This window comes from uncultured Parabacteroides sp. (assembly GCF_905196875.1).
Classification (GTDB): domain Bacteria; phylum Bacteroidota; class Bacteroidia; order Bacteroidales; family Tannerellaceae; genus Parabacteroides.
On record NZ_CAJJWO010000004.1, the window covers coordinates 59272 to 84870 of the forward strand.

The 25599-nt window shown below is 44.6% G+C and carries 16 protein-coding genes; 12 read left to right on the plus strand and 4 right to left on the minus strand.

Annotation, left to right across the window (positions count from 1 at the left end; all coding sequences use genetic code 11):
* Positions 1-20 precede the first annotated feature (20 nt).
* Positions 21-1712, minus strand: a complete 1692-nt coding sequence (locus QZ076_RS02435; protein WP_293710009.1) for a Na/Pi cotransporter family protein — start codon at positions 1710-1712, stop codon at positions 21-23.
* A gap of 83 nt (positions 1713-1795) precedes the next feature.
* On the opposite strand from QZ076_RS02435, the gene QZ076_RS02440 reads away from it, so the two are divergent.
* Positions 1796-3463: a nucleoside kinase gene (locus QZ076_RS02440; RefSeq protein WP_293710011.1), complete on the plus strand. Its 1668-nt coding sequence runs from the start codon at positions 1796-1798 to the stop codon at positions 3461-3463.
* On the opposite strand, the gene QZ076_RS02445 is transcribed toward QZ076_RS02440, so the two are convergent.
* Genes QZ076_RS02445 through ribF form a run of 3 tightly spaced genes read right to left on the minus strand, consistent with a single transcriptional unit; the run spans position 3453 to position 6721 of the window.
* The gene (locus tag QZ076_RS02445; protein WP_293710019.1) at positions 3453-4733 is read right to left on the minus strand and encodes a polysaccharide biosynthesis C-terminal domain-containing protein; all 1281 of its coding nucleotides are present in this window, start codon (positions 4731-4733) and stop codon (positions 3453-3455) included. The genes QZ076_RS02440 and QZ076_RS02445 overlap by 11 nt on opposite strands.
* 4 nt (positions 4734-4737) lie before the next feature.
* Entirely contained in the window at positions 4738-5793 is a 1056-nt protein-coding gene (locus tag QZ076_RS02450) for a M20 family metallo-hydrolase (RefSeq protein ID WP_293710021.1), read from the minus strand.
* A gap of 1 nt (position 5794) precedes the next feature.
* Positions 5795-6721 (minus strand): riboflavin biosynthesis protein RibF, encoded by a 927-nt coding sequence (gene ribF, locus QZ076_RS02455; protein WP_293710023.1) that lies wholly within the window; start codon positions 6719-6721, stop codon positions 5795-5797.
* A 104-nt stretch (positions 6722-6825) separates the two neighbouring features.
* Here ribF and QZ076_RS02460 point away from each other — a divergent pair, with 104 nt between their 5' ends.
* From QZ076_RS02460 to QZ076_RS02510, 11 genes are all read left to right on the plus strand, one after another.
* Positions 6826-9972, plus strand: a complete 3147-nt coding sequence (locus QZ076_RS02460) for a hypothetical protein (protein WP_293710025.1) — start codon at positions 6826-6828, stop codon at positions 9970-9972.
* A 141-nt stretch (positions 9973-10113) separates the two neighbouring features.
* Positions 10114-10659, plus strand: a complete 546-nt coding sequence (locus QZ076_RS02465; RefSeq protein ID WP_293710026.1) for an RNA polymerase sigma-70 factor — start codon at positions 10114-10116, stop codon at positions 10657-10659.
* A 30-nt stretch (positions 10660-10689) separates the two neighbouring features.
* Positions 10690-11130, plus strand: coding sequence for a GNAT family N-acetyltransferase (locus tag QZ076_RS02470; RefSeq protein WP_293710028.1), 441 nt, complete (start codon positions 10690-10692; stop codon positions 11128-11130).
* Between the two features lie 7 nt (positions 11131-11137).
* Positions 11138-11284 carry a hypothetical protein gene (locus QZ076_RS02475; protein WP_293710030.1) on the plus strand — a complete coding sequence of 49 codons (147 nt, stop codon included), beginning with the start codon at positions 11138-11140 and terminating at the stop codon, positions 11282-11284.
* Between the two features lie 66 nt (positions 11285-11350).
* Entirely contained in the window at positions 11351-12103 is a 753-nt protein-coding gene (locus QZ076_RS02480) for an amidohydrolase family protein (protein WP_293710032.1), read from the plus strand.
* A gap of 150 nt (positions 12104-12253) precedes the next feature.
* Positions 12254-13231, plus strand: a complete 978-nt coding sequence (locus QZ076_RS02485; RefSeq protein WP_293710034.1) for a FecR domain-containing protein — start codon at positions 12254-12256, stop codon at positions 13229-13231.
* A gap of 164 nt (positions 13232-13395) precedes the next feature.
* Complete coding sequence (locus QZ076_RS02490) at positions 13396-16737, plus strand: TonB-dependent receptor (RefSeq protein ID WP_293710036.1); 3342 nt, start codon at positions 13396-13398, stop codon at positions 16735-16737.
* A 14-nt stretch (positions 16738-16751) separates the two neighbouring features.
* The gene (locus QZ076_RS02495) at positions 16752-18290 is read left to right on the plus strand and encodes a RagB/SusD family nutrient uptake outer membrane protein (protein WP_293710038.1); all 1539 of its coding nucleotides are present in this window, start codon (positions 16752-16754) and stop codon (positions 18288-18290) included.
* Between the two features lie 39 nt (positions 18291-18329).
* Positions 18330-20033, plus strand: coding sequence for a right-handed parallel beta-helix repeat-containing protein (locus QZ076_RS02500; protein WP_293710040.1), 1704 nt, complete (start codon positions 18330-18332; stop codon positions 20031-20033).
* Between the two features lie 3 nt (positions 20034-20036).
* A complete protein-coding gene (locus tag QZ076_RS02505) occupies positions 20037-22184 on the plus strand; it encodes a hypothetical protein (protein WP_293710042.1) in 2148 nt (715 codons plus the stop codon).
* A gap of 19 nt (positions 22185-22203) precedes the next feature.
* On the plus strand, positions 22204-25539 hold the full coding sequence (locus QZ076_RS02510) for a DUF5107 domain-containing protein (RefSeq protein ID WP_293710044.1): 3336 nt from the start codon (positions 22204-22206) through the stop codon (positions 25537-25539).
* Positions 25540-25599 lie beyond the last annotated feature (60 nt).

A 25599-nucleotide genomic window follows, 5' to 3' on the forward strand; every position in this document is an offset into this window, starting at 1 on the left:
TAAAATGAATGTATGCATAATTATATTTTCTTTTCGATAACTGCCTGAACAACATTTAGTACATAATCACCCAGTTTTTCAGCTTCACTGACGATATCCATGTAATACACACCGTCTTGATACTGGTATGCTTTATTATTGATATCTTCCACATTATGTTGTTTAAGCAGATTACGATAATTGTTTATTTCGTTTTCGATATTGTAAGAAGGATTGATATCATCGTGTACCAATTCCGGTTTCTTCAATATCAGGTTCATCTGGCGTAACGCCTGAGTCACCAGTTCGAATATTTTGTCTATGCTATGATTCTGTTTGTCGGTGAAGATCGACTTTCCTTCGTTCCGGTGTTTGATGGTACGTGCCAGATTGTTACACGAGTCGGCTATACTTTCAATTTCCGATACGGCACGGAGCATGATACGGATCTCTTCCTTACTTTCCGAGCTCAGACGGCCTTCTGCCACCAAGGTGAGGTAATTAGCTATCTCTATCTCCATATGGTCGCTGATGTTTTCGTACTTTTCGATCCGGTTGTACGTTTTCATGAATACGTCTTCATCTTTTTCATAATATGCCTCTTTCACCATGTTAAACATGCGGGTAGTCCGTTCTGCAAAAAGAGATATTTCCTTACTGGCTTGCAGGATGGATAACTCGGCTGTCGACAGGAGGCCGCCGGTGATATAATGCAGGCGATATTCTTCGTCTTCCGGCTTTGATTTGATCACAAAACAAACCAACCGTTCGATCGGTTTTATAAACCATATTAATAATAATACGTTGCAGATGTTAAAGGCGGTATGGAATGCCGATAACGTATAAGTGATGGCGATATCTTTTGGTGTATTGGGGGCCAGGTAAGTAACAATATTCTTGACTGTATCTATGAACGGATGGAAAATACAAAGTACCCAGATGATTCCGAAAAAGTTAAATATGAAATGGGCAAATGCCGCCCTTCGGGCTTGTGCATTACCGGTAAGTGCGGCGATATTGGATGTCACGGTGGTTCCGATATTCTCTCCCATCACCAGAGCGATACCCAGGTACAGGTCGAGCACGCCGCTCGAACACAATATTAACGTAATAGCCATAACGGCCGCCGACGATTGGACTGCCATCGTGATGATACTTCCGACCAGCAGGAATAGCAACACAGACCACATTCCCCATTCCTTACAGGAGGTGATGAATGACAGGATCGCCTGATTATGCTCCAGATCCATGTGCATGGCATTCTCCCTCAAGGTCGTCAATCCCAGGAACATAAATGCGAATCCGAAGACGAATTCTCCTAATGATTTGCGACTGCTTTTTTTAGAGAAGATAAGAGGTAAAGCCAGGGCGAAGAGCGGATAGATAATGTTGGTCATGTTGAACTGGAAACCGAAGATCGACATGATCCAGGCGGTAATCGTCGTTCCTATGTTGGCCCCCATGATGACGGAGATGGCTTGTGTCAGAGTCAGAAGTCCTGCGTTTACAAAGCTGACAGTCATTACGGTGGTTGCTGTCGATGACTGAACTGCTGCGGTAACGAACGCACCTGTGAGTAGTCCGGTAAACCGGTTAGTCGTCATGGCGCCTAGGATATTACGAAGATGATCTCCTGTCAGTTTCTGGAGACCTTCACTCATAACTTTCATTCCATACATTAAAAGCGCAAGCGAACCGAGCAACTTTAGTACGGTAAAAATTGTATCATCCATTAAAAAATAGTTATACCTGGAAGTATATCCGATTAATAGTCCTAACTTTAGGCAGCAAAACTACAAATAATAACTGATATAATATGTCTGAAACAATCACAATTTATTGCAAAAATAACAATAGCTATAAAGAGGTTCCTATCGGTTCTTCTCTATTAGATATCTATACGATGATTGGCGCGCCTTTGCGTTACCGCCCGATGAATGCGCAGGTGAACAATAAGGTAGAGGGTTTGAATTTCCGTTGCTGGCATCCGAAAGACGTTGAGTTCGTGGATTATACGCAATCTTCCGGGCTTCGAACTTATGTCCGTTCCCTGTGTCATATCTTTTCCAAAGCGGTGAACGACGTACTTCCTTCTGCGACATTAAATTTAGAACATCCGATATCAAAAGGTTACTACTGTGTAATCCATAACGGAAAGAAGATCGATATCGAAACGATCGACAAGATCAAGAAGCGCATGCGTGAAATAATCGATGCCGATCTGCCTTTCCTTCATAAGACGGTTCGCACGGTCGATGCCACGGTCCTGTTCCGTGAACGCGGAATGAATGACAAAGCCCGCCTGATCGAAACGGCTGGGATGCCTTATACTTCGTATTATGAACTGGACGGTTATATAAACTTCTTTTACGGATGTCTGACCCCTTCAACCGGTTACATCCAACTGTTTGATATCGTGCCTTACTTTGACGGCGTATTGCTTCAGATACCCAAAAGAAGTAATCCGTTGGAACTCGAACCGGCTATCCAGCAGGATAAGATGTTCGAAGCCTATAAGCAGCACTTAACGTTGCAACGTACCTTGGACCTGAATAATGTCGGTGACCTGAATCGTGCCATCGAGAGCGGCCATACCTCCGAACTGATAATGGTGTCGGAAGCCATGCAGGAGAAACAGGTTGCCAAGATCGCGGAAGAAATAGCGAAGCGGTATGAAGAGGGAGTTCGTATTGTTTTGATCTCAGGTCCTTCGTCTTCCGGGAAAACCACTTTCTGCAAACGCCTGGAAGTCCAGCTGATCACAAACCTGATCCACCCGGTAAGTATATCGCTCGACGACTATTTTCTGAACCGGGAAGATACGCCGAAAGATGAAACCGGCGATTATGATTTCGAGTCGCTCTATGCCCTTGATCTTCCTTATTTTAACAGTGAGTTGAAGGATTTGCTGTCCGGGAAGGAAATTGATCTGCCGACTTTCGATTTTGGAACCGGTAAGCGTATCTATAAGGGTAAGAAATTGAAGATGCAGAAGAATTCTGTTTTGGTAATAGAAGGCATCCATGCCCTGAACCCAGAACTGACTGCCATGATAGACGATAAGTTCAAGTACATGGTCTATGTCTCCGTCCTTACCTCGATCTCGTTGGATAACCATAACTGGATACCGACCACCGACAACCGTCTGTTGCGCCGTATCATCCGTGACTACCGCTTCCGTGGTTATTCGGCAAAGGACACGATTGCGCGTTGGCCCAGTGTGCGCCGGGGTGAGGATAAATGGATCTTCCCTTATCAGGAGAATGCGGATGCCATGTTTAACAGTGCCATGTTGTATGAACTGGCTGCCCTTCGCAAGTTTGCCGAACCGATCCTGGCCGAGGTACGCGAAAGCGACAATGAGAATGCAGAAGCTTATCGCCTGTTGCGGTTCCTTCGTTACTTCAACTATATCCCGGATGTAGGGCTGCCCGGCACTTCGCTTCTGCGTGAGTTCCTGGGAGGTGGAAGTTTCAGGTATTGAACTTGCTGCGTATTCGTTTGATGAGTTCGTTGAAGTCTTCTTTGTCTGGGATGAATTCGCTTATCCGGGTCTTGTTATGCCGGCAAAAGACGATCATAGAAAACACCAGCATGGCACAGAATGCTATGCTGGAGCTGATGGCTGCCCCGACAACACCATAAAGAGGTATCAGTATATAACCCGCTATAAGCAGGGTGAGAAGTCCGATACAGGAGCTGACTGCACTGTAACGTATCTTCCCGCTTCCGATGAAATAGTGGCTGAGTATACTGTTGCACCCTAAAGCGACAATCCCGACGGACAAGCCGAATATAACTTTTCGCATCCCTGTAAATTCGGGACTGAACAGATAATCCGTATAGATCCATTCCGGGATAAACAAAATACAGATGGTTGCCGATGCGATTGCACAGAAAGTTAGCTTGAACAGTTTCAGTGTCGTTCTTTTTTGTACTTCGGCATCCGTCGTCTGTGCTACGCTGCTGTATTCGATGAAACTGACGCTCCGGCTGATATGCCAGACGCTTTCCGATATCTTTGTCCCGGCATCCAGCAACCCCACACTGCCCAGGCCGGCGAAACGTTGGATCAGGAAATAATTTAACCGGGTGGTGAGCACTTCGGCTATATTGTCTGCACTTCCCCAAAGGCCATAACTGAACATTTCTTTCAGGATGGAAACGAACGGTTTGTCTGTCGGCTTGTTCTCTCTTTTGACCAGGTAGGGGAAAAGCAACGCCAGACTACCGGCAAAGGCAATGCCGTAAGCGATATATAATCCGTAGATGTAGGATGAAACTTCCTGTCTCCCGGCTATGTAGTAGAAATAGAGAAGGATAAAGAACAACAATCCCCCTTGCAGCATATAAGTAATGTTGAACCCTGTGATCCTGTCTTTACCTAGAAGGAAACGGGCATTGGTCGTAATGAAGGAAGATATCAGCGATAGTACATATATGTCTGTCAGGTACTCTTCCGGGAATAAACCGAAAAATAACATAAAAGCGCATGCTAGTCCTGATCCGATCAGGGGCCATGCATAAGCCGGGAACAAAATGGTGTGGATGGAATAACGGTTCATGAAATACACGATCGTATTACCTGAGAGAACCCCGTTGAATACGACGGCAATATTTATTGAAGCCAGGATGATACCCACCAGGCCGACACCTTCCACCCCTAATGCCTTGGCATTAATGAAAATAAGCATCAGGTTCAGAAAGGCAATCAGATAGCGTGTTCCAATTGTCCCCAGTATCTTTTTCAGCATATAATTATAGTTTCAGTCCGTCCAGCAACCGCACATACGTATCGATCGCCTCCCTGATCTCCATTAAACCGATATATTCGTCTGCCGCATGTGAGCGGGCGGAGTTCCCCGGACCGATCTTGACGGAAGGGAACGGCATAAGTGCCTGGTCGCTTAGGGTAGGCGAGCCGAACGGCTCTTTCCCCATCATCACAGCCCGCTTAACGAACGGGTGATCCAGTGCTGTCCGTGTCGAGTTGAGGCGGAAGCTACGGGCTTTCACTTCGCAGTCGACCTGCTCTTTGATCAATTCGAACAGTTTCTCGTTCGGATAGAATTCATTTGTACGGATATCCACGGTAAATTCGCAACGGTCGGGCACCACATTATGCTGTGTGCCGGCATGAATAATCGTTACGCTCATCTTCACCGGGCCGAGGAAGTCGCTCTTTTCCGGGAACTGGAACGTATGGAACCATTCTATATCTTTCATCGCCAGGCTGATCGCGTTGATCCCTTCGTTGCGAGCCGCGTGTCCGGCTTTGCCGATAGAAACGCAGTCGAGTACCATCAACCCTTTTTCGGCAACGGCAGGCTGCATGCCGGTAGGCTCTCCGACAATAGCGAAGGCGATAGGCGGAAGGTCTACCAAGGCGCTTTCAATACCGTTCTTACCCGACACCTCTTCTTCGCACGAAGCCAGAAAGATCAGGTTATAAGCCTGCTCTTTTTCGATCAACCGGGTAAAGGCGGCATACAGGGAGACTACACTGGCTCCCGCGTCATTACTTCCGAGGCCATATAACTTCTCATCTTCGCTCTCTTCGGGATTGAAAGGATCTTTCGTCCAGCCCGCTGCCGGTTTTACGGTGTCGATATGGGAGTTAAGTAGCAAGGTCGGCTTGTTCAGGTCGAAACCCGGAGAGACGATCCATAGGTTGTTGCCTTTGCGATGTACCGTATGTCCGGCCGACTGCCAGGTCTGTTGCAGAAAGTCGGCTACCGCCGTTTCATCCCGGCTGAAAGAAGGCCGGCTGATCATTCCTTTTAAAGTATCTATTGCTTCGTAGTAAAGTTCCATCTTATTCCGATAATAATTTATTGACCGTTTCCCTGTCGCGGGCCAGTTGCTCTTTTAACTCGTCCAGAGAGGCGAACTTGATATCTCCGCGTACATAATATATAAACGCAACGGTTATTTCGTTATTGTAAATGTCACCGGAGAAGTCCAGTATATTCACTTCCAGTGTGATGTTGCTACCGTTGTCGAGTGTGGGACGGTCGCCGATATAAAGCATTCCTTTATGTCTTTCCCCTTTCAGATAGACCCAGACGGCATAAACTCCGATGCCGGGGACAATCTTGAGCGGTTCATCCACCTGTATGTTGGCTGTCGGAAATCCCAGCTTCCGGCCTACTTTGTAGCCATTTACGATCGTTCCCCGCAGCTGGTACGGATAAGTGAGCAACTTGTCCGCTTCTTCCACCTGACACTCTGTCAATAGCTTGCGTATCTCGGAAGAGCTGACTGCTGTCTGTCCGTTATCATAAGGAGAAGCTTTAACGACATCCATGCCGCAAGCCGCTCCATAGGTGACATACTGTTCGAACCCGTCTTTCCGGTCGTGTCCGAAACGGTGGTCGTAGCCGATCAACAGGACTTCGACATGCAGCTTTTCGGCCAGTACGGTAGTGATAAACTCCTGTGCCGTTAGGCGCGACAGTTCGACGGTGAAGTCGAGGACAATGCAATAATCGACCCCTGTCAAGGCCAGCTGCTCCAGTTTCTCATCAAAAGAGTTGAGTAACTTCGGCTGATAATCGGCATGCAATACGGCGCGGGGATGTTCCGGGAATGTGATCACAGCTGAAGGCAGATTGCGGGCTTTCGCGGTCTCTTTCAGTTCATTTATCAGGAACCTGTGTCCCAGGTGCACACCGTCGAAGAAGCCGATGGTGGCAGCTAGTCTCTTTCCTTTCAATAACTCCGTATCTCTGATAACTATCATTTTTCTTTTCTTTCGCTCGTTCAATGGAAAGACAAAAGTACATAAAGAAGGAAATTAATCGTACATTTGACCTGTCTATTAACAGATATATCTTAATATTAGTTATGAAAAGAGTCTTTTACCTTCTGGTCAGTCAGATTTTTGCGGTCTCGCTCCTTCTGGCCGCCCCTTTGCAGACAGAGAAACGAACCGTTGTTTTCACCCCTTCCGGTGGTGAGAAGGTTTATCTATTAACTCCCGGAAACAGCCTTACCGAGAATGTTTCGTTCCTGCAGGCGGATTATCCGATACGGAAATTCCTCCGCGTGGTAGGCGGCGTGAAGATGCCGGCACCTTTCCGGAACAGGGGGGAGGAGATGTTCCGCCGCTCCGAGTTCTATATCGACGATAACCTCGACTCCGTTCATGTAAAGAAGGATAAATATTCCCTTTATTTCAAGGGCGAAGACAATAACTTCGAACGTCATGCTTATTACCGTGTGTCGGGCGATCTATTGAAGGCCGGCGAACTGATCGTTACGTTGCCCGTAGTCAAGCAGCAGAACCTGTCGGTCTCTCCCGGTGGCGACTTCGGGGTGGCTATCGAACTGTTCTACAAGAAGCCGGGGCGCTATAAGGATGATATCTACGACCGTCCCGACTCTCTCCTTTATCTCAGTGTCCCCGAAGGAACATCCAAGTTCCGGAATATCATCGGCAAGTTTATCCTGCCGGAGAATGTGGCCTGTGCTTTCCTGCGTATCGGCGGGACACATTTCAGTGGAGAATGTTGGGTGGAAGCTCCCCGACTGGTGCAAAATAAAAAACCGGTTTGTTCGATTCCGTTTACGAAGTTTGCCGATAAACCGGACGACTACAATTACTGGATCGGTTGCAACCTCGCCACCCGTAGCTGGCCGCGTTGGAAAGTGGACTACAATGGTGCGACTGTCTTCGAAGGTAATATCTTCGACCGGGCATCCGATGTGGCCGACTTCTATATCTTGCTGCCTGCCTCAGTCAGTGGAAAGGGCGACCTGAAGTTAACCCTGTTGAAAGAAGACAACCGGGCGGCTTATCCTTACGAACTGCGTTCACTGGAGATCATAGAAGAGAGTGCGCGCGATTATGAAATCGTGTCTGTTCCCGAATATGTCACTGCCGGAAGCGCTTTCGGCGTTCTGCTCGAAACGAATAAGCCGGATGTGAAACTCAAGATACAGGCTTCGGCCTCCGTAACTCCTTCATTCCAGGAGGTAGAACTGAAAGAAACAGGTTTGCATGTCGTGGAGTTCTGTGCTGAAGGGATTGCCTCTGCTGTGCCGTTGACGTTCGACGACGGTTCCCGCAAGGCGGAAGCCACCATCCGCCAGATCATTCAAAAGGGTCGCGATGAGGTGTATCTTTCTTCGGGCGACGAGATCCATATCGATAAGGAATACACTCCGTACGACTATTTCTTTAAATGGTATGTCTCAAACCGTATCGGTAACTGGTATCAGTTCCGTCCCTCTTACCAGTGGAGCGGTTTCCGCGTAGCCAATCCGGAGATCATCAGTCATTATACCGCTTTGTTGAACAAGCTTCAAATGCCGTATGCGTGGCAGGTCGAGGGACGTACCCTGGCCGCAAAGCGCATCAATCCCGACCTTGAAACGTTGGCCTCGCCCATGTTCCGGGGTAAGCAGGCGCATGAAAATGACGGCGGTTATTACTATTGGCAGCATTTCCTTTATCAGGGAGTCTTTTCCGATATGGCCGCCCGCAACCGTCCCTATGGCGGTATCTTTGCCAAGCATCGTCCCATCTACACGGATCATGGCGTTTTCATCCATTACGATCCGCAGGGTGTGAAAGATATGGCCGACGGTGCCCGTAAGCTGGTTGAGAACTTTCGTTATTCGAAAGGCGAAAGTACCCGCCATACCGGCCCGTCTTCCCTGTTCCGTTATTTGTATCAGGCAGGGTACAACTGGCTGGGAGCCGAACAGATGTATGGCCCCGAAGAAATCATCCTTTCTTCCCTCCGTGGTGCTTCACGAGCTTACAGTAAGTCGCAGTACGGTTCGCTGCATGCCATGCAATGGGGCTCCGGACCGTTTACCGACCCGAAACATTCCCTTCGCCTCTATATGTCGCTCGCCGTTGCCTATATGCACGGTTCTTCCCATATAAATACCGAAGAGGCCTTGTGGACCGACGAATATGCCAACGACCGTTATTCCAAGTCGGGCAAGGAGCATCTGTATGCACAGCACCGCGTACTCGATTTTATCGAGACACATACCCGCCGGGGCGAACTGAAAAGTAATATTGCCGTTATTCAGGGAAGGAATGATGCCTGGAAATCGTTCGGACGCTCCAGCCTGTGGTCGCAGAAAGGCGATAAGTGGGCTTTCAACAAGGCGACCGAAAGTTTCGACCTGTTGAATGTCTTCTATCCGGATAATACGGTGGATGCCTGCGGTCCCGAAGGTTGGTTTACTGCCACTCCCTACGGTACGGTCGACTTGCTCCCGGTAGAAGCTCCCCTGGACGTAATGAATAAGTATAAAGCAATGGTCTTCCTCGGCTGGAACAGCTTTGACGAGAATGATTTCCTGCGTATCCGCAACTATGTATTCGATGGCGGAACACTCGTCCTGACTGCTGCCCACCTGAACGCGGAGCTTCAACCGGATCAGCCTGTCAGCTTCCCTGCCAACGATGCCGTTATCCGTGAAATGCTGGGAGAAAACTATCGGACACTGACTGGTAAAACCGAGCTTACCTTCGGAAACGGAAAGATTATTTATTTCCCCGCTCATGCCTATCCGGCAGAAAATGCGTTGCGGGATCAGTATGAAGCCACCCTGCGTGAAATCGCCGAAGCGACAGTCGCCGGTGAACAGAAGGCCGGCTGGATCGAGTCTGCTCCCTCTATCGGTTTCACCGTATGGGACAATAAAGACCGCCGCACGATCTATCTATTGAACACCGACTGGCAGAGCAATGAGTTGCAACATACCGCCAACTTCACCTGCAACGGGAAGAAATTCCCGCTCGATGTAAGGCGCTATCATATCGAAACCGTTCATTGTGCCGACGGTCTGGCTGTATCTCCCGGCAGCAACACGACGGATATCCTGTCGATCGACCGGGAAGGCGACGGTTGGAAAGTAACCGTCCAGAATACGGAGAAGGATACGATCCGCTATTTCAATACCGAAACGGGTGCAACAGCCTTAGTCTCTTTCGATGAGCCCTCCGTACATATTATTTCCATACGGTAACCTTTTATTTGTTTCACTTAGGAGAAACACTTGTTTCCCTTAAGTGAAACAGTTGTTATACTTAAGGCTGTTTGAACGGCTATATGCGTTAAAAGCCGGCGAAGTTGCGGAATAATACCTGATATTTTATATGTTTGCAAGATGGAAGTGAAAGATCAGACGACGAATTGCTATCAGCGCATATATCTTGAATATGCTCCGATGTTGCTTCGCTTTGCGGGGAAGTTCGTCTCGGGTTTCTTTGCGGAAGATATTGTGCACGACGTTTTTCTCAAGCTGTGGGACAAACAAGTCTTCCTCCTTCCGGATGACGATCTGAAACGTATTCTCTATGTGGCCGTCCGCAACGCCTGTATCGATCACCTGCGTCGTTCAAATATGGAGCAGGAAATTCTGGATCATCGGGCCGTCCAGCTCAAACTGGAGGAACTGGACTATTTTGAGTCGTCCGACGAACTGTTTATGCGGAAAGATCTTTTGGAGCTATTGATGAAGAAAGTAGCGGAGTTGCCCGAAAGGAACCAGGAGATTTTCCGTCTTTCCTATCTGAAAGGGATGAAAGCTGCCGAAATTGCGGATCAGTTGGGTCTCTCTGTCCGCACAGTTGAGAACCAGCTGTACAGATCATTGCTTTATCTCCGTAAGCATTGTTCGCATCTTTTCTTTTATCTTTTTACCTTGATTTGAGCCTTGGGCTTTACTTAAATCCTATTATATATGGAAAAAATGAAGATATTCGAAGTGAAAGAATTCGATCCGGCGTATGTCAGTATCATTAATGAACTCCTTTCTCAGCTGACTTCCTCCCCGGTCCCGTTTACCGATACCGACTTGCAAACGATGATCGCTTCCGGTTCTAGCCATCTTTTCCTGATCTCCTGTGAAGATGAAATAGCTGGCATGCTGACGGTCGGTTCGTATAAAACTCCTACCGGGCAAAAGTACTGGATAGAAGATGTGGTTGTCGACCAGCGTTTTCGTGGCAAGGCGTTAGGCTATAAGTTGGTAGATCATGCCATCCGTTATGTGGAGTCGCTCGGCAATTCCATTCTGATGTTAACCTCCAGTCCTGCACGCGTTGCGGCAAACCAGCTGTACCGCTCCGTCGGCTTTGAACCTAAAGAGACCAACGTTTATAAAATGACGTTTAAAAAATAGCCGGAGGATGGATTTCGAACACTTTCCGAAGATAGACGCCCACTTCCATACAACGTTTCGGAACGATACTTACCGGACTGTTGCGGAGCGGTGCAACCTGCGCTATATCACCATAAATACGGATGCGGATGTTTTCCCGTCAATGGATGAATAGGAACGTGTCGCCCTCGAATATCAACGGGAACATCCCGGGTATTTCCGTTACATCTGTTCGTTTTCCATGGCGGACTGGCAGCAGGAAGGTTGGATGGAAGGTGTGATAACACGCATCGACCGCTCGATCCGTCAGGGGGCCGTCGGAGTAAAATTATGGAAGAATATCGGTATGGAAGTCCAGAAAGCGGATGGTTCTTTCCTGATGATTGACGACGACTTCTTCACACCGCTCTTTACTTTTCTTACGGAACGCGACATCCCGGTCGTAGCCCATCTGGGAGAGCCTTTGAATTGTTGGCTCCCTCTCGAAGAAATGACCTCTGAACGCAATAGATGTTATTTCAGTGAGCACCCTCAGTATCATGCCTGGCTGCATCCGGAAATCCCTTCCTGGCAGCAGCAGATCAAAGCCCGGGACCGTATCTTGCAACGTTATCCCGGCTTGACTTTCGTCGGTGCTCACCTGGGCAGTCTGGAATGGAACTACCGGGAGATAGCCACGCGTTTGGACGCTTATCCTCAGTTTGCCGTAGATGTCTCTTCCCGCCTCGGTCATCTTCAGCTGCAAAGTATTGCTGATTATGAAGGCGTCCGCAATTTTTTTATCCGTTATGCCGACCGTCTGCTTTACGGTACGGATGCTTATAATAACCTAGTCAAGCTGGAAACCTCGCTGGTTAACGACTGGGATTATCTGGCCACCGATAGTGTCTGTGTCTCTACGGAAGTCACCCAGCCATGTAAAGGACTGTGTTTGCCGGAGGACGTGTTATTCCAGATTTATTTCGGAAATGCGGAGAGGTATTACCGGTTGTAGTCTGTACCTTTCCGTATTCTCCCTCATTTTCAATCGTTCGTATTTAATTTTAAAAAAAGTTTGTTTTTGTGTGAGTACTTTTTTGCTGCCATTCGTTATAAGTTCATAAAGGACTAAGTCACCGAAAGGTAACGATACAAAGGAGATATCATGGAAAACGAACATACAGAGCTAATTATAGGCTATTTACAAGGTAATCTATCTAAAGAAGAAACAGACCTTTTTTACGATTGGGTGAATGAGAGTGCTTCCAATAAGGAACTATTCTTTGAGATCAAGGCCATGTATGATGCGGGTACATCTTTAAGAGAACCCCTGAATATAGATGAGAGCTGGCTGCATTTACTTAATAAAAAGGAAAATTCACAATCCCGCAGGTTCAAGCTTTGGTACCAAATCGGTAGCTATGTTGCCGTGGCCTTGATTGCGGTAGCTATCAGTTCTGTATTCTTTTTTTCTTCGAAAAATGTTGATAATGGTTTATATTCCAAATATATAGGAGGAGATGGTCTGGAGGCGGATGTGGTTGAGTTGCCCGACGGCACTCAGGTTAGTCTGGGAGCAAAAACGACATTCCATTACGATAAGGATTTTGGTAAAAAACAACGTATCGTTTATCTGGAAGGGGAAGCTTACTTTGATGTGGCCAAACAAAGGGATAAACCTTTCATCGTAAAAACAAAAGAACAGGATATCGAAGCCCTCGGAACCAAGTTTAATGTAATGGCTTACCCGCTGGATTCGCTGGTTGTAACGACTTTATTGGAAGGGTCTGTCCGGTTGACGACTTTGGGTATCGACAGGCAAGCGATCTTACAGCCAAACCAGCAGTTTGTTTATAACCGGAATAGAAAAAGTGTTTTTTTGAATCGGGTTGATGCCCAGCAATATACATCCTGGATAACCGGTTATTATTATTTTTCCGAACAAACATTGGAATCTATTCTCGATCGGTTGAGTCATGTGTATGGTGCACAATTCACTATTCAATCGAAAGCATTGAACAAACGGACCTTTACCGGTACATTCTATCGTGGGGAAAGTATAAAGGATATCATGGAAGTTATTAACCTGTCCGTACCTATCAAATACAAGATTGATAAAAGACATGTTACGATTTCGGAATGAGCGATATGGATTAGTTAACCTTTTAAAATGTAATGTATGAGTGGATAACGTAAAAAGTAAGAAGTGGAGAAAAATATCTTGCCGGATACTCTCTTCTAAAGGGTGTGATTCAATTAAACTTCCATTGCCGTGGAAAAAGTGTTTAATCTTAAAACTATCAGAGTATGAATAATCAACGTATAGTTGCTTTTGTAAACCCGAAAAGAGCTATAAACATTATGAAGTTAACCGTGCTAATGCTAACTGTTTGTCTGTCTCAAGTTTTTGCCGCAACTTATGCACAGACTGCAAAACTAACAGTTTCTGCAAAGAATGAAACGTTGGAGAATGTACTGAAACAAATAGAAAAGCAATCCGAATACCTGTTTTTCTATAATCTGGAAGAGATCAATAAAAACACTAAGATCTCCATAAACAAAGAAGATGCTAATATTAAAGATGTATTGAATCTCATATCAAATAACACAGGATTGAGGTATGTTATAAAAGATCGCCATATTGTGTTGTATAAAGCAGAAGTGGTTGTTCCTCAACAAAGTGGAAAAAAAACAATCTCCGGTATTATAAAAGATGCGAGTGGGCCTATCATTGGAGTGAATATTCTGGAAGAAGGAACCTCCAACGGAACGATCTCGGATTTGAACGGTCAGTTTACATTAGAAGTCGCTGAAAATGCCGTATTGAAGTTTACTTATGTGGGTTATTTACCGCAGGAGATCAAGGTCGTTAACCAAAAATCCTTGAGTATCGTGATGAGAGAAGACGCCCAGACATTGGATGAACTGGTCGTAGTCGGTTATGGTTCGGTAAAGAAAAGTGACTTGACCGGTTCGGTTTCATCCGTAAAAGCCGAAGATATTACCAAAATGGCAACCAGTTCGCCGGTAGCGGCTTTACAAGGACGGGCAGCAGGTGTTTCTGTCTCATTAGGGTCCGGTTCGCCCGATGCAACGGCTTCCATCCAGATTCGTGGTGTAGGAACTCCGAATGATTCTTCTCCGCTTTATGTAGTGGACGGCTTTCCAATGAGCGATATTAATCATTTGAGTCCTAATGATATTGAGTCGATCGAGATTCTGAAAGATGCTTCGGCTTGTGCCATCTACGGTTCCCGAGGTGCCAACGGCGTAGTTGTTATTACAACGAAGAAAGGCAAAGCCGGTGATTTAAAGGTAAATTTCAATGCTTATTATGGTATTGAACGCCTGGCTTCAAAGCCTACTATGCTGAATTCTTCACAATATGCGGAGTTATCCAATCTGGCCTATACAAATGCAGATGAAGCTCCTTTATATTCGAGCACAACTAATATGCCTTATAATACAGACTGGTATGATGCTGTTTCCCATTTAGGTCAGTTCCAGAATTATAATATAAGTATGACAGGTGGCGGCGAAAAAGTACAGTCTGTCTTTAGTGCGAACTATTATAAGAGAGAAGGTATCGTAAAATCTACCGATTTTGATCGTATATCGTTAAACCAGAATAATGTCTTTAAAGCAACCAGTTTCCTTAAGTTCACAACCTCGCTGTCTGTTGCTATGACCGATCATAAAAGATTGGATCCTACTAGTATTTTCCTTTCTTCTTTGATTGCTCCTCCCGATATACCGGTTATCGATCCGGAAACAAATTACTATACAGGTATTCGAAAGATGAGACTGGAGAATCCGGCAGGTAGAATTGCCCGAAATAATGGAAAAAACAAACGTTTGTATTTTGTCGGTAATTTCAGTGCTGACCTGAATCTGACGAAAGACCTGGTCTTTACCTCTCGCTATGGCATCAAAGTAAGAAATAATCATGATAGCGATTTTGTTCCTGTTTTTTATGAAACAGCGGATAATTCAACTTTAATGAATACCGTATCGAGGAAGACATCCCGTACTATCGATTGGACCTGGGAGAATATGCTGACTTATCACCACAATTTTAACGAGAAACATGATCTGACGGTGATGGGAGCGATGTCTGCCCGTAGTTATACAGATGACTCTTATGAAGTAACGAAGCAAAATGTTCCTATTGAAAGTGATGAATTCTGGTATTTTGATTCTGCTACCGAAAACCCGTTGGCTAAAGGCGATGGTGCGGAACTGACCATGTTGTCATATCTGGGGCGTGTCAATTATAATTTACTGGATCGTTATCTGATAACTGCAAGTTTTCGTGCCGACGGTTCTTCGCGCTTTACTAAAAATAATCGACGGGGATACTTCCCTTCAGCTGCTCTTGCTTGGAAATTATCGGAAGAGAGTTTCTTTAAAAACTGGGAACAAAATGTCTTAAGCAATGTCAAAGTGAGAGCCGGTTACGGTGCCATTGGTAATGAGAATATTAAATCCTATTATCCGTATTTAACTCCGATCTCACAACAACAATATTATACTTTGGGCCAAAATCAGGACAGAATAAACGGTTCCCTGCCTTCCGGTATCGGTAATCTGGATGCCAAGTGGGAAACATCCACTCAGTTGAATTTTGGAGTCGACTTGAGTCTGCTTAATAATCGGTTGAGTGTAACTGCTGATTACTATATCAGAAAGACTGAAGACATTTTGTTGACGCAACAAATACCTCGTATTTCGGGATTCGGTAATATGGTTCGTAATGTAGGGGGGATGCAGAATAAAGGTTTCGAGTTTTCACTTGGATTTAAAGGAAGCAAAGGTGATTTCACATACAGTGTCAATGGTAATTTTGCTCTTGTAAAAAATGAAGTGACCAGTCTCGGAACCTCAAAGGCTTTGGTAGCCAGTATCCCTTATGACTATACATTGATCGATTTGCAGGGAGCCTTGGGGAATATTATCCGCAGTGAAGTGGGTAAGCCTTACGGACAATTCTATGGTTATCTAACAGATGGTATTTTCCAGAATCAGGCAGAGATTGATGCGTATGTAAAAGACGGCAACTTAATCCAGCCGGATGCTAAACCGGGTGACCGTAAGTTTAAAGACTTGAATAATAACGGTAAGATCGACGATGGCGATATGGACTTTATCGGAAATCCGATCCCTGATGTGACTTATGGTCTTTCATTCGATGCAAGTTATAAGAATTTTGATCTGAGCCTTTTGTTTCAGGGGGTAGCCGGCAATGAAATTTATAATGCAGCTAAGTATTATTATATGCGATTTGATGGTAAGCAGAATGTACGCCAGGAATATCTGGACGATTACTGGAGAGGAGAGAATACCTCTAATGTTCAGTCTATTCCGACCAAGGACTTGACCCGTAACAGTCGTAACTTCCGTAATTCCGATTATTATGTAGAAAATGGATCTTATCTGCGTCTGAAGAATATCCAGTTAGGATATACATTCTCACCCAGATTGGCTGAAGGCTTCAAGCCATCTATCCGCTTGTATATTTCGGCACAGAATCTGTTTACAATTTCCGGTTATAGCGGCTTTGATCCTGAGGTGGCAACAGATCTTTCGGTTGATAGGGGGCAATATCCTCAGGCTCAATCTTTTATGATCGGAACAGTTATTAACTTTTAAAGAGGCATGATATTATGAAAACACATCAGATACTTGTAGGTTTATCAATACTACTATTAAGTTCATGTTCGGACTTTCTGGATAAGACTCCTTTAGTTCAGACATCAGTTCAGACCTATTACTCCACAGATGATGAGGCGAATACTTCGATCATCGGTATTTATTCCATTATGCAGAATGAATCCTTCCAGTTAGCACCTTTCATGATAATTGGGGACGACTGTTCGGATGACTCGGATTTAGGGAATAACAATAGCGAGGCATTCTCCTGGTTGGGCTCTGTAGCCCAATCACTTCAAAAGTTCGATAATCTTCCCACTAACTGGGTAAGCAATGCTTTGTGGGCGCAAGGTTTTAGAGGAATTTCCGCTTCAACTCAGGCAATAGAAAGTATTGCGGCTAATGCTGATCATTTATCACCGGCTAAGAAAGACCAGTTCCTAGGTGAAGCTCATTTCCTGAGAGCATTTAATTATTTCTTCATGACACGGCAGTATGGACGGATGCCTATTATTGATCATGTACTTTCTTACGATGAATATTATATGTCCCGCGCTTCCATTGAAGAGACCTGGGAGTTTATAGCACAGGATCTGAAGAAGGCAATTGAACTTTTACCGAAGAAAAGTGAATATGAGGCTGCTGATTTAGGTCGCGCTACACAAGGGGCTGCTTATGCCATGCTTGGTAAGGTGTATATTTATCAGGGGAAATTCCAGGAAGCTTATGATGCACTGAAAGAAGTGGTGAATTCGGGCGAGTATGGTTTGGAGCCTAATTATGTGGATGTTTTTACTCTCGAGCATGAGAATGGCATCGAATCGCTTTTCGAGATTCAGCACAGTATCAGCGGTACAGGTTGGGCAGACTCGAATGAAGGTTCGATCCTTTCTTTCTATGAGCATGATGCCGATCCTGACGATCCCGTGAAATGGCATAATGGATGGTCTATGCATTGCCTTACAGAGGATCTGGTGAAGAGTTATGAGGATGGCGATCCCCGTCTGAATGCAACTGTTATTTTCCCCGGAGAATTCTTTGACGGGCGTATTAATTATAACAAAGCCAGTTCTACAGGATATCAACCTAAGAAATGGTATATTCCTTATGCACAGCGTTCGCAGGTCGACCAGAGTGATTGTCCTAAGAATATAATCTTCTATCGCTACGCTGATGTATTGTTATATATGGCTGAGGCAGCCAACGAATTAGGAAAGACAACAGAGGCTCTCGATTACCTGGAACAAGTCCGTAGCAGAGCCCGTTTGAATACTACCGCTGACAATGTGTTACCGAAAGTCACGGAAACTGGAAAAGATAAGCTACGTGATCTTATCTGGCATGAACGTCGTGTCGAACTGGCCGGCGAAGGACAACGTTTTTGGGATTTGGCTCGTCAAGGCCGTCTTGGAAGTATCATGAAAGCGTATTCTCAAAAGTATAATTCTATCAAAGGAAAGAACTTTATAGAAGGTAAGAGTGAACTGTTACCTATCCCTGAAGATCAGGTAACCCTTTCTGACGGAGCTCTGGAACAAAATCCGGGTTACTGATAATCGTTTATATATTCATTTACCACTAATCACATGAAAATGAAAAAGATCTTATTATCGATATGTCTGGTATTTATGACTTTGGTTGTCTATGCCCAGAACAAAACGTATTTTGTATCTCCCAATGGAAATGATAATGCGTCCGGCTTATCTATTCAAGCTGCATGGAAAAGTTTGGAGAAAGTGAATAATGTAACCTTTCTTCCGGGTGACAAGATTCTGTTTGAGTCGGGAGCTGTCTGGAAAGGACAACTCAAGTTACAGGGATCCGGAGAGAAAGGAAATCCGATCCTTCTTTCTTGTTATGGTGGAGAGGCTAAACCGATAATTAATATAGGTGATGCCGAAGGTGCCGGAATCCGCCTCAACAATCAATCCTGGTGGATAATAGAGAATATGGAAGTTACTAGTGGTGCCGCCCCTGAACTAGGAATCGGACGGCAGGGTGTCGTAGCACTGGCCCAGGGCGAAAATCAACAGGTAGAACATATAATAATCCGTAATTGCTACATCCATGATATCTGGGGACAGCTTGGCGGTAATACGGAATATACCGGTTACAACAGTTGTGCCATATTAGTACAGATCCAGAATAAAAGGGGAGGTATTAACAACAATCGTATGAATACGACCCTGAACGATGTACTGATTGAAAATAACCGTATCGAACGTTTTGATAAATGTGGTATCATTGTTCGCGGCTGTAAGAATAATCTGAATGTCCGTCATAATTATATGGAAAATCTGGGTGGAGACGGAATTTTTGTAGGTGGATGTTATCAAGGTATGATCGAACATAATGTGGCGAAGCGCACTTGCATGCGTTCCGGATATCTTGACCTGAAGGGAGGTGAAAGCTGGTGGCCACATACGGCTGCCATCTGGATACAAGATGCAGAAGAGACGATTATGCAGTATAATGCCGTTTATGATACAGGACGTCAGCCAGGAAATGGTGACGGATTTGCTTACGACTTCGACTTTTATTGCAAACGTTGCATTGCCCAGTATAATTACAGTCAGAATAATCATGGCTTTTTATTGCTGATGAATCGAACGTTTGAGAATATTGCCCGTTATAATATAAGTGAAAATGATCAGACGCACCTGGTACAAATGCAGTGTGATATTAGTGATCGTAATATTTTGTACAATAATGTCTTTTATATTGATTACGGCACAGTGGATCTGGATTTCTTCTGCGGTAACGATGGTTCGGTAGATAAGAGCAAGCTGGGGGCTGTTTATTACAATAATATCTTTTATGCTTCAGGGCAGAGTTATTTCAGAACAGCCTATTCTTCCGGAGAAGTATTGACTCGAACTTTTGATGAATCAGTCAAACCTGCTACAGGTGCTCCTGATAAGCTGTTTTATCATAACTGTTATTACGGTCCCTGGAAAAATGGCTTGCCTGATGATCCTGAGAAATTGGTGGCTGATCCTCTTTTTGTCGCTCCCGGTAGCGGTGGTGAAGGATTATGTTCGTTGAAAGGTTACCGGTTGCAACCGAATTCCCCTTGTATCAATACCGGTATCTATGTTCCTCTTTCCGGCAAGCATGATTTCTGGGGAAATCTTTTAGAAGATGGACATACTGATTTTGGAGCATACGAGCAGGTTGGTTCGGGTATGTTTGGCGATAAGGCGAAAATGGAGGAAATAGATCGGAAGTATAGCGATGACTCTGAGAAAGCTTGGGAAAAGTGGAGTAGTTTATATCTGGAAAAACAGAGGAGATAGGTTATGAAAAAGAATGTATTAGGATTAATTGTTGGACTGTTGGGGCTATTGACTGTAGCCTGTAATCCTCAGCCTGAAGGTATACAATCTTTTGATATGCAAAAGATAGCGGCCCGTTATGCAGACACGGAAACTGGTATGAAGCAGAGTGATATATTTAAGAAGAATGTATTATATGTTTCGCCGGAAGATGGTAATAAGGGTGTCGTGATCTGGGAAAAAGGCGATAAACCAATTTGGAACCAGGGAAATTATCTGGTGTTTGAACTGTATGGAGAGGCGCAGTATAGTGGCGTTATCAATATCGAGTTTTATAAGGATATGAAGAATTTCGTTGCTGAGAAGATTGTTCTTCAAGGTGGTGAAACGTCCGGAACAGATAAGGATATGCCGTGGATCTCTTGTTTGATGGGCGTGTTGCCGCAGCTGAAGACACAGGTCGTTTTCCCTTTGTCTTATCTGGATGCACAACAATTGTTTGTTTCCCGCTCTCCTCGCCAGTTGAAAGGTACGGTCAGTGGTAATCGGTTGGCTCCGGAGGATATCATAAAGGTGGTTCTTCGTTTCGGACCTTATGACGGAAGTAACTATCGGGCTTCTTACGAACTGGCCTCTGTTTCTATTACTGATTCATTACCGGATCCTTATCCAGCTATTTCTACTCCGGTTATCGACCGATTAGGACAATGGAAAGATAAAGAGTGGTCGGGTAAACTGAAAGATGAAGAGGATATGATCCGGCAGAATCAGGCGATAGCCAAAGAGATCGAGAATGTCGGTTATCCTTCGGAATGGGGACGGTTCGGCGGTTGGAAAAAGAAACAGTTTAAAGGCACCGGTTTTTTCAGGACTCAGCATGACGGGACTCGTTGGTGGTTGGTCGATCCGGACGGATATGCTTTTTTAAGTGTAGGTATCGACTGTATCGGTCCGAATTCCAATGGACCGGTAAATGGCATGGAGGATCTGTTCGAGTGGCTTCCCGAGAACGGGGATGCTACATATGCAGAAGCTGTAAAAGTTAGAAGAGGTTTCAAGACAGTTGATTTTTATATTTCCAATATGATCCGTGTGTATGGTCAGGATTGGAGAAATCAATGGGACAAAGTCACTGAAAATCTGATGAAAAAGATTCGGTTTAATACGGTGGGGAACTGGTCGGATATTGATTTTGCCCGCAAAAGTCGCATTCCTTATGTTTTGCCTTTACGTGATTTTCCCGGCACGGCTGTTTCGCTTTATCGTGACTTCCCTGATGTGTTTTCTGATGAATATCAGCAAAATGCCCAAGCATTCGCCCGTCAATTAGCAGATTATAAAGACGATCCGTATATGGTTGGTTATTTCTTAAGGAACGAACCTCAATGGGCCTTCGGTTATCATAATCTGGCTTATGAAATGTTTGCTACCCAACAGGCTTCACATACTAAAGATGAATTTATTAATTGGCTGGAAAAGAAATATAAGGGAGATATAGCGGTTGTAAATGAAAAATGGAATTTGAAGCTGAAGGATTTCACCTCTTTGAAGGATTGTACATTCAAGGAGTATCCTTCGGAGGTAGCTAATGATGACTTCTATGAGTTTTCAACAATTATGGTGAAGATGTATGTCGATATCCCATGCGACGAAGTTGTAAAGATTGACAAGAATCATATGAATTTAGGAATGCGTTATGCCTGGTTAAGTTCTGATTTACTTTACAAGGCAGGAGAGCGTTTCGACGTTTTTTCTATAAATGGTTACGGATTGGTTCCGCCTCCCACAGCTGAAATTGCCGAACGAAGCGGAAAGCCCGTAATGATTGGGGAGTTTCATCAGGGAGCTGTAGACAGGGCATTACCTGCTACGGGAATAATCGGTGTCTTAAACCAACAGGAACGTGCTGCAGCATACCGGAACTATATAGAGAAAGGCTTTGCACGCCCGGAATTGGTCGGTATGCATTATTTCCAGTGGATTGATCAACCTTATTACGGTCGTTTCGATGGTGAGAATTATAATATAGGTGTTGTTACGACCTGCAATATTCCATATCCGGAATTGACAGAGGCTATGACAACGACGAATGAACGTATATATGATGTCGCAACAGGGAAAGTGGAGGCTTATAGTGCCGATATACCTAAAACTCCGGCTATTCATTATTAATTATAACATTAAGTGATCTATGAAGAATACATTTATTATAGGGCTGGCGCTTCTGTTATCAGTCCCTCAATTATTCGCTCAGACTGTCAAAGTTACAGAGAAACCATTGGTATTGCCTACTTATGAAATCGGGGCACCGGATGTAAACCCTATCTTTTTTACCGGGCGTGTATATCAGGGAGCTCAGGGACATATTTATCCTTATCCGCTCTACGATATATTAACGGATGAGAAGGTAGACAAAACTTATGATGCGGTTTACTTGGATAATGAGTATGTGAATGTTTGCGTGTTGCCTGAGATCGGAGGACGTATTTTGTCGGCAACCGATAAAACGAATGATTATGAAATATTTTATCGGCAGACAGGTATAAAGCCGGCTTTGATCGGTATGCTTGGAGCCTGGCTATCCGGAGGAGTAGAATGGAATATCCCTCATCATCACCGTCCTTCCAGTTATATGCCTATCGATTGGAAGATAGAGGAGAATAAAGATGGAAGTAAAACGATCTGGGTGGGTGAAATGGAGTTGCGTCATCGTATGAAATGGTCGGTGGGTGTCACTGTCTATCCGAATCGCTCATGGGTGGAAGCCAAAGTGAAGATTATTAATCGTACGCCGTTCATACAGTCTATTCTTTATTGGGCCAATGTTTCTGTACATTGTAATAAGGATTATGAAGTCATTTTCCCGCCGGCTACCCAATTCGGTACGGATCATTCCAAAGTCTATTTTACCAAATGGCCTATGGGAGAAGCTGTTCGCGGTAGTGGTAATGAAGTTGAACTTGCCTGGTGGAAGAACTATACCGGTAATTCGCGCTCTATCTTCGCCTGGAACTTCGAAGACAATTTCCTAGCCGGCTACGATCATGGGAAACAGGCAGGTACGGTACATGTGGCTAACCACCATATTGTCAATGGTAAGAAGTTTTTCTTATGGGGCAACAACCCGAGTGGAGAGATGTGGAATAAGATGCTATCTGACAAAGACGGACATTATCTGGAACTGATGGTCGGTGCTTATTCGGATAATCAACCGGATTATAGTTGGGTAGGACCAGGGGAAACACGTGAGTTCGTTCAGCGTTGGTATGGTATTCGTGATATAGGTTCTGTGAAGAATGCGAATGACGATGCTGCTGTTAACCTTGAGAAAAGAGCATCCGGAAAAGTCTTTTTCGGGTTTAATGCAACGACTAAATATCCTGATGCAAAAGTTTTACTACAACAGGACGGTAAGGTGTTGTTTGAGAAGGTGATCTCTATCGATCCTGCAACTCCGTTTACAACAACTGTATCGGTTCCGTCTACAGTGAAAGAAACAAGCCTTCGTGCTGTTTTACTGGATAATAAGGGAAATGAATTGGTCGCTTATCAACCGGTGGAGTTGGAGGAAAAAGAACTTCCTGAAGTTGTTGAAGGGACTAAACCTGTGAACGACTATCAGACAGTCGAAGAATTATATTATGCCGGACTTCGTGTGGAGCAATTCCATAATGCCCGTTTAAATGCGATGGATTTCTATAATGAGGCACTGAAACGAGATTCATCCGATTCGCGTGTGAATACGGTTGTGGGTATCCATTATGCCAAAGCTGGTGAATGGGGGTTGGCAGAAAAACATTTGAAACGTGCATTACTCCGTCCGGCTAAAGATTATACGGTTGTGAAGGATCCGGAACCGCATTATTACCTCGGATTGATTTATCAGATGCAAGGACGTTATAAAGAGGCCTCAGATCAGTATTGGAAAGCCACTTGGTATCCGACATTCCAACACCCGGCTTATCTGGCATTGGCACAGTTGTCAGCCCTAAAAGGAAATTTGCCTGAGGCATTGGATCTGGTCGATCAATCGTTGGCAGTCGGAGGAAGAGATACAAAAGCTTTGACACTGAAAGCTTATTTGTTGAGAAGACTGGGACAAACAGAGGATGCGTTGAAACAAATACAACAGGTTGTCGCTATCGATCCATTGGATTATTGGAGTATGGCAGAGCAAAGTTTTTTGAGTGGGAATGGTGTTAATTTCCTGGATAGGGCTGAGAAACAGCGTGGTGAAGGTATTATTCGGGTGCAGGAACTATTGGAAATGTCCTTGGAGTATGCCCATGCGGGTGCCTATGAGGAAGCTACTCTTTTACTGAATAGAGCCCTGCAAATCGGCAAACCTTACACATCTTCTCCTTTAGTATATTATTATAATGGTTATTATAACCTGTTATCAGGGAAGAAAGAGATGGCATTGGCACAATGGAAGAAAGCTTCTTCACTTGCTACCGACTGGTGTTTCCCGTTTCGTTTGGAGGAAATAAATATCCTGTCGACCGTTTGTTCGGAATCTCCTGAAGATGCCTGTGCTCCTTATTATCTGGGTAATTTGTATTATTTCCTGGGGCAGAAAGAGAAAGGAATGGCTTGCTGGGAGCAGGCAGTAGCAAAGGATCCTGTTTTCGCTCAAGCCTATCGTAACTTAGGCTTTGGTTATAACCGCTTGAACGAGCTAGGAAAAGCAATAGCCGGTTATGAGAAAGCAATTAAATATAATAATCAGGATCCTCGTATTTTTCAGGAGCTGGATATACTCTATGAGAAAGAAAAGAAACCGGCAACCGAACGTTTAGCGGTATTGGAAAAGAACTTGCCAACAGTTATGAAACATGATGAAGCCGTTATTCGTTTATTGACATTGTATAATGAAACCGGAGCTTATGACAAGGCCATCGACATAATGACTGCCCGTCATTTTCACGTTTGGGAAGGCGGAGGTGAGATACATGATATTTATGTCGATTCTCATTTATTGAAAGGTATGGATTTGCTTAAATCAGGAAATTATCAGGAAGCTGTAAAAGAGTTTGAAACAGCAGATCTGTATCCTGAAAATTTGGAAGTAGGCCGTCCGGAAACTGGAGGGCATAGTGCTAAGGGATATTATTATCTGGGCAAAGCTTATCAGGCTTTAGGAAACAAGAAGAAGGCAAAAGAAAGTTTTGACATTGCTGCAAACAGCCAGGTAAGAAGACGGCGTATGGAATTGGCTTCAGAGAATACTTTATTCAATGCTCTGGCAATGAATGAGGCTGGCAGACAGGCGGAATCGAAAGAGTTATTTCAAAAGCTTTCTACTGAAATCGAAGAACAGTTAGCCGGACGAGTAACAGTCGATGCTTATTCTAAATTCGGGGAAGATGGTTCACGGGATGAACGGATTGCTAATTTGAATTATCTGAAAGGTTTGTTGGAATGTTATAAAGGCAATGACGCTACAGGTAAAGCATTACTTCAGAAAGCTGTAGATATGAATCCGAATTTAATTTGGGCCAAACAATTCCTAAATCATACGTTTTGATCGACAGCAATGACGTATATATTTAGTGGCCGGGAGATCTGAATCTCTTGGCCATTTTTA